This window comes from Streptomyces sp. 8N616 (assembly GCF_052246385.1).
Lineage (GTDB): Bacteria > Actinomycetota > Actinomycetes > Streptomycetales > Streptomycetaceae > Streptomyces.
Map to the genome: position 1 here is coordinate 95,791 of NZ_JBQQBY010000030.1, position 6,000 is coordinate 101,790.

At 73.5% G+C, this 6,000-nt stretch carries 7 protein-coding genes; 4 read left to right on the forward strand and 3 right to left on the reverse strand.

The genetic code is table 11. The annotated features are described in order from the left end of the window. Positions 1 to 20: 20 nt before the first annotated feature. On the reverse strand, positions 21 to 362 hold the full coding sequence (locus ACTWQC_RS25595; protein ID WP_443318139.1) for a DUF4326 domain-containing protein: 342 nt from the start codon (positions 360 to 362) through the stop codon (positions 21 to 23). A 296-nt stretch (positions 363 to 658) separates the two neighbouring features. Then, entirely contained in the window at positions 659 to 958 is a 300-nt protein-coding gene (locus tag ACTWQC_RS25600; RefSeq protein WP_443318140.1) for a putative quinol monooxygenase, read from the reverse strand. A gap of 101 nt (positions 959 to 1,059) precedes the next feature. On the opposite strand from ACTWQC_RS25600, the gene ACTWQC_RS25605 reads away from it, so the two are divergent. The 3 genes from ACTWQC_RS25605 to ACTWQC_RS25615 all read left to right on the forward strand — a co-directional run bounded on the left by ACTWQC_RS25605 (position 1,060) and on the right by ACTWQC_RS25615 (position 3,329). Beyond that, positions 1,060 to 2,019, forward strand: coding sequence for a GlxA family transcriptional regulator (locus ACTWQC_RS25605; protein WP_443318141.1), 960 nt, complete (start codon positions 1,060 to 1,062; stop codon positions 2,017 to 2,019). A 69-nt stretch (positions 2,020 to 2,088) separates the two neighbouring features. Further along, complete coding sequence (locus tag ACTWQC_RS25610) at positions 2,089 to 2,433, forward strand: ArsR/SmtB family transcription factor (protein ID WP_443318142.1); 345 nt, start codon at positions 2,089 to 2,091, stop codon at positions 2,431 to 2,433. Then, on the forward strand, positions 2,430 to 3,329 hold the full coding sequence (locus ACTWQC_RS25615; RefSeq protein ID WP_443318143.1) for an SRPBCC family protein: 900 nt from the start codon (positions 2,430 to 2,432) through the stop codon (positions 3,327 to 3,329). Before ACTWQC_RS25610 ends, ACTWQC_RS25615 begins: the two co-directional genes overlap by 4 nt. A gap of 73 nt (positions 3,330 to 3,402) precedes the next feature. On the opposite strand, the gene ACTWQC_RS25620 is transcribed toward ACTWQC_RS25615, so the two are convergent. Then, positions 3,403 to 4,857, reverse strand: a complete 1,455-nt coding sequence (locus ACTWQC_RS25620; RefSeq protein ID WP_443318144.1) for an aminotransferase-like domain-containing protein — start codon at positions 4,855 to 4,857, stop codon at positions 3,403 to 3,405. Here ACTWQC_RS25620 and ACTWQC_RS25625 point away from each other — a divergent pair. Then, on the forward strand, positions 4,856 to 5,791 hold the full coding sequence (locus ACTWQC_RS25625) for a DMT family transporter (RefSeq protein ID WP_443318145.1): 936 nt from the start codon (positions 4,856 to 4,858) through the stop codon (positions 5,789 to 5,791). The two genes, ACTWQC_RS25620 and ACTWQC_RS25625, sit on opposite strands and share 2 nt — an antisense overlap. The last annotated feature ends 209 nt before the right edge of the window (positions 5,792 to 6,000 follow it).

The following is a 6,000-nucleotide window of genomic DNA, read 5'->3' on the forward strand; positions in this document are numbered from 1 at the left end:
CATCGCGGCAGCGCGCGCCCTCAGACGCCGCCCGCGTCGCCGGAGCGTGCGCCCGCACCGGCGTCGGCGAGTTCCGCGATGACCTGGGCGTGGCACGGCTCGGGGACGCACCAGCAGCCGAGCCTGTGGCCGCGCAGCTCCGGCAGCAGCGCGAGGAGGTCGGGGCGGCCGAGGAGGTACGCCCGGTACTTCTCGACGACCTCCTCCCTCGTGCCGTCAGGCCCGGGGCGGAAGGGGCTGGCGAGCGGCGAGCCCTTGAGATCCCATCCGCCGCGATGCATCGGACGGCCCACATAGACCACGTCCGCGTAGTCCGGATCGTCCCGGTGGCCTTTGAGATTGACGACGGTCGTCCGGCCCATGCTCTCCATCCTCGCCTTTCAGGCCGCGCCCGGCAGGGAGAAGAGGGCGCAGGTGGTGGTCCCGTGCGCGTACAGCTTCCCGTCGGCCGCCACGACCACCCTCGCCGCCGCAGATCGGCGCGGTCGGGAGCCGGCTCCGCGTCGCGGAGCCGTTGCCGATGCGCTTGCCTGTGCTTGCCTGTGCTTGCCGATACAGCGGACCCGGGCGCGTCCGGCGATCTCGGGAGCGTCGCTTGCGACAGCTCGCATAGCTTTCCCGTCACGCCGGACGCGCTCGCGCCCGCGGGCGGACCCGATCAGGGAAGCTTGACCGCCAGGAGGTCCACGGGGCGGATGTCCGGTGCCGAGCCGAGCATGGTCTCCGCCGCCTCCATCAGCGCGGCGGCGATCCTGCCCTGCAGGTGGCCGGAGCGGCCCTGCTCGTCCTCGAAGGTGTCGAAGACACCGAAGGTGGTGGCGTTCTCCCGGAACGCGAACCAGGTGACGGTGTGGTCCTCCTCCCTGGCGAGCTGCAGCGCATCGCGCAGCAGGGTCTCGACTTTGTCGGCGAACTCGGGCTTGGCTTCGATCCGGGCGAGCAGACCGAGATTCGTCATGGGGCACTCCACGGGTGGTTTTCGGTGAACACCAGGGAATCTAAGGCCCAGGGCACCGGGCACCCAGTGTCGTAAACGACTCATCCGATATCGTTTCCGTCATGGATATAGCCGTGCTCGCGTACGACGGTGTCTTCGACTCGGGACTCGCCGCGCTCCTCGACGTGCTGGACGGGGCGAACGCCATGCGCGGCGAACTCCCGCAGCCGCCACCCGCATGGCGGGTCACGACGGTCGGCTTCCGCCGCCGCGTCCGTACGGGCGCGGGGCACGTGGTCACGACCGCGCCCGTCGCCGAGGCCGAGGGGGCGGACCTGCTGCTGGTTCCGGCGCTGGCCGAGCGGCGGCCGGACGCGCTGATCGCGCATGTCTCGGGACCCGGCTCCGCGGCCACCCGCCGCCTCGTCGCCGAGACGCGCGCACGCCGCACGCCGGTCGCCTCGGCCTGTACGGGGACCTTCCTGCTCGCCGAGTCGGGAGTGCTCGACGGGCGCCGGGCCACGACGAGTTGGTGGCTGGCCCCCGTCTTCCGCAAGCGCTACCCGGCGGTGACGGTGGACGAGACCCGCATGGTGGTCCCGTCCGACGGCGTGACGACGGCGGGCGCCGCCTTCGGGCACGTCGACCTCGCCCTCGCGGTCGTCCGGATGACCAGCCCGGCACTCGCCGATCTCGTCGCCCGGTACCTGGTGATCGACGAACGCCCCTCCCAGGCGTCGTACACCATCTCCGCCGCCCTCGCGCAGAGCGATCCGACCGTCGCCGCCTTCGAGCGCTGGGCGCGGCTGCACCTGGACGAGCCGATCGCCATGACGGACGCGGCGCGCGCCCTCGGCGTCAGCGAGCGCACCCTCCAGCGCGTCGTGCGCCGCACGCTCGGCACCTCGCCCGTCCGCTTCGTCCAGGACCTCCGGGTCGAGCGGGCCTCACATCTGCTGCGGACCACGGACCTGCCGCTGGAGGTCATCGCCCGCAAGGTCGGCTACGAGCACGCCAACACCCTCCGGATCCTGCTCCGCGAACGCACCGGCGCGACCGCGGGCGCCCTGCGCAAACGCTGACGCCCCGGTCCTGTGCCGCGGGCGCTACATTCCCTTGAGGTTATATAGCCCTCGCAGTATGTTCGAGGTGTGTCCATACCTTTCGACGTGCTGGCAGAGCCGACCCGCCGGCAGATCCTGGATCTGCTGCTGGAGCGCCCCCGCCTGGTCGGTGAACTCACCGACCGCCTCGGCCTGAGCCAGCCCGGCACCTCCAAGCACCTGCGCGTGCTGCGCGAGGCCGGCCTCGTGCGAGTCCGCCGGGACGCCCAGCGGCGGTGGTACGAGCTGCGCCCCGATCCCCTGGCGGAGGTCGACGCGTGGCTCGCGCCGTACCGGCGACTCTGGGAGGAGCGGCTCGACGTACTCGAACGACACCTCGACGCCATGCCGGACGACCCCGGTACCGACCGCGACCCGAAGGATCAGTCATGAACGAGACGCTGACCACCGTGGACGGCCGCCCCGTCCTGCGCATCGAACGGCGGCTGGCCCACCCGCCGGACAAGGTCTGGCGGGCCATCACCGAGCCGGAGCACCTCAGCCAGTGGTACCCGTTCCGGGCCACCGAGCTGGAGCTGCGCATCGGCGGGAAGATCCACTTCGACGACGGCGCGGGCACGACCATGGACGCGATCGTCACCGAGCTCGACCCGCCCCGCCTCTTGGCCTTCAGCCAGCACGCTCCCCCAGGGACGACCCGGGAGAGCGACGACCTGGTGCGCTTCGAGCTGCGGCCCGAGGGCGCGGCGGGCACTCTGCTCGTCTTCACCCACATCTTCGACGACCGGTACGGCGCGGCCAGTTACGCCAGTGGCTGGCAGGTCTGCCTCGACGCCCTGGAGGCGGTGGTCGCCGAGCGGCCCTTCGAGCCCGGCTATCCGGCAGCCGAGCTGCACGACTCGTACGTCGAGAAGTTCGGCCTGGACAGCGGAACCTTCTCGGACACGGCCGACGGCTGGCTCGTCCGCTTCGAGCGCCAGCTGACCCAGCCCGCCGAGCAGGTGTGGGCGCAGCTGACCGGCGAGGGCGCCACGGAGCCCGAGGCCGGCGACGCCGTGCCGCAGGCCTTCACCAGCAAGAAGGTGCACCCCGGAGCGGTCACGTCGGTCAAGGCACCGGCGCTGCTCGAATACGAGTGGGAGTCCGGCGGCCGTACCGGCGGCCGCGTCCGCTGGGAGCTGAGCACCGGAACGGGCCACGGCGCCCGGCTCGTCCTGACCCAGACCGGCCCCAACGACCTGACAGCGGAACGCCATACCGCCCTGAAGGCGTGGAAGTCCCGCATCGCCCAGCTCGCGGAGCAGCTGCGCGCGCTGCCGCGGGCCTGATCCGCAGCGCTGCGAGCCCAAGGCGCGGGGGCCCGCCGGGCGGGGCGGTGCCGACCGGCCCGGGGCACCGCTGTTACGCCATGGCCTCGCCGCAGGCGGTCCGCAGGCGCCGTACGCCCTCCGCGATCTCGCCCGCTCCCGCCACACCGGCGAAGCTCAACCGCAGGTGGGGCGCGGGCGGTTCGGCTGCGAAGTACGGGCTGCCGGGGGCGACCGCGACGCCCGCGCGGAGGGCGGCGGTGACCACCGCGTCCTCCTGTGTGCCCTCCGGCAGCCGCAGCCACAGGTGGTAGCCGCCCGACGGGACGTGGCCGAGCCCCAGTTCCGGCAGTTCCCGGCCCAGCGCACTCGCCATCGCCTCGCGGCGGGCCCGCAGTTCGGCCGCGACGGTGCGCAGGTGGCGGGGCCAAGCGGGCGCGCCGACGAGTTCGAGGGCCGCCTCCTGGAGCGGGCGCGGGACGAAGAAGCTGTCGACGACCTGGATCGCCCGCAGCCTGCTGAGCACCGGACCGCGGGCGGCCAGCGCGCCGACCCGCAGGCTGGGCGAGGTGACCTTGGTCAGCGACCGTACGTGGACGACGACGCCGTCGGGGTCCTCCGCGGCGAGCGGCGGCGACAGCTCCCCCGCGCCCTCGTGCACGAGCCCGCGCGCGAAGTCGTCCTCCACCACGAACGCACCGGCCTCGCGCGCCGCCCGCAGGACCTCGCTCCGGCGCCGCGGCACCAGCACGGCCCCGGTCGGGTTCTGGAACAGCGGCTGGCATACGAACACCCGGGCTCCGGTGGCCCGGAAGGCGGCGGCCAGCAGCTCGGTCCGTACGCCCTCGGCGTCCACCGGGACCGGCACCGGGCGCAGCCCCGACGCGCGTGCGACCGCGAGCATCCCCGGGTAGGTGGGCGACTCGACGAGGACGGCGGCGCCGGGCGGGGCGAGCGCGCGAAGGGCCGTGGAGAGGGCGCTCTGGCCGCCCGCGGTGATCAGCACCTCGGAGGCTCCCACCGGACCGCCTGGCCCGCCGATCTGCCGCGCGAACCACGCGCGCAGCTCCGCCAGGCCCTCCATCGGCGGGCGGCCCCACGCGCCGGGACGGCGCCCGGCGCGGGCCAGGGCCGCGGCCAGCGCACGTTCGGGCTGGAGCGCGGGGTGCAGATAGCCGCCGTTGAACTCGATGACGCCGGGCGGCGGCGCGGCGAGCGTCGCGAGCACCCCGGAGGCGTCGACGGTGCGCGGGATCGGTTCACCGGACGCTGCTGCCGATTCGGCGCTCAGCGAGAGCTCCTGCCAGGAGGTGTCGCCCGGTTCGGGCGCCCGGCTGCGCGGCTGGGCGCGGAAGGCACCGGCACCCGGCCGGGTCACGACAAGCCCCTCCCCCGCAAGTACGGCCAGTGCCCGCGTCACCGTCACCGGACTCACCCGGTAGCGCTCCACCAGCGCCCGGCTCGACGGCAGCTTCTCGCCTGTCGAGTAGCGGTTCAGGTCCTTCCGCAGGCGTTCCGCCAGATCAGCCACACTGCTACGCTCTTGCATGAGAGCACAGGATAGCGCTACTGCCCCGGTGACGATAGCGGTCGCCAGCGGAACCGGCCGCCCGGCCAGGGCATCGGACGGACCCGGCGGATCCGTCCTCGCGGCCCTCGGCGTGGCCGCCTTCTCCCTCACCTTCCCGGCGACCGCATGGGCCCTGGAGGGGCTCGGCCCGTGGACCGTGACCACCGTCCGTATGGTGCTCGCCGCCCTCATCGCGGGAAGCTGCCTGCTCGCCCTCCGCGTCCCGGTCCCCCACCGCCGCCACTGGGCGGGCCTGATCGTCGTCGCCGCCGGAGTCGTCGTCGGCTTCCCCCTGCTGACCACCCTGGCCCTGCAGACCTCCTCGACCTCCCACGCCGCCGTGGTCGTGGGCCTGCTCCCGCTGACCACGGCCGCGTTCTCGGCCGTCCGCACGGGCGCCCGGCCGTCCGGGACCTTCTGGCTCGCCGCCCTCGCCGGCGCCGCGGCCGTCATCGCCTTCGCCCTGCTGCAGAGCGGCGGCGCACCGACGGCCGGTGACCTCTACCTCTTCGCCGCCCTGCTGATCTGCGCGGCCGGCTACACCGAGGGCGGGCGGCTGGCCCGGCACCTGCCCGGCTGGCAGGTCATCGGCTGGGCGCTCATCGCCTGCCTGCCGCTCGCCGTCCCCGGCGCCGCGCTCGCGCTCCTCGCCGAGCCCGTACGGCTGACCGGCCACGCAGTCGCCGGGCTGCTCTGGCTCGCCGCGGGCTCCCAGTTCCTCGGACTGCTGGTCTGGTACCGCGGCATGGCCGCGATCGGCGTCGCCCGGGCCAGCCAGCTCCAGCTCGCCCAGCCCCTGCTGACCCTCGTCTGGTCCGTGCTGCTGCTCGGCGAACACCTCACCCCCGCAGCCCCGCTCGCCGCTCTCGCCGTCCTCGTCTGCATCGCCGTCACACAGCGGGCAAGGCCCTGAGGAAGCAGGCGTGACGTCCCGCGTCGTCTGGTGCGGTACATCGCAAGGCGGCGGATCGTCCTCTGGGGTCCCCCCTGCCGAAGGCTAGACGAGTAGTTCCGATTGCGGGGTTCACGGACGCGGGGAGGGTGTCCAACATCGGGTTGTGACGACCGAGTTAGACACCCTCTTGACCGCACTGTACGTGCACATCGACGACCGCTTGAAGA

Coding starts and splice junctions, on each gene's coding strand:
- ACTWQC_RS25595 (WP_443318139.1), bottom strand. CDS start 362: ATGGGCCGGACGACCGTCGTCAATCTCAAAGGCCACCGGGACGATCCG.
- ACTWQC_RS25600 (WP_443318140.1), bottom strand. CDS start 958: ATGACGAATCTCGGTCTGCTCGCCCGGATCGAAGCCAAGCCCGAGTTC.
- ACTWQC_RS25605 (WP_443318141.1), top strand. CDS start 1,060: ATGGATATAGCCGTGCTCGCGTACGACGGTGTCTTCGACTCGGGACTC.
- ACTWQC_RS25615 (WP_443318143.1), top strand. CDS start 2,430: ATGAACGAGACGCTGACCACCGTGGACGGCCGCCCCGTCCTGCGCATC.
- ACTWQC_RS25625 (WP_443318145.1), top strand. CDS start 4,856: ATGAGAGCACAGGATAGCGCTACTGCCCCGGTGACGATAGCGGTCGCC.
- ACTWQC_RS25620 (WP_443318144.1), bottom strand. CDS start 4,857: ATGCAAGAGCGTAGCAGTGTGGCTGATCTGGCGGAACGCCTGCGGAAG.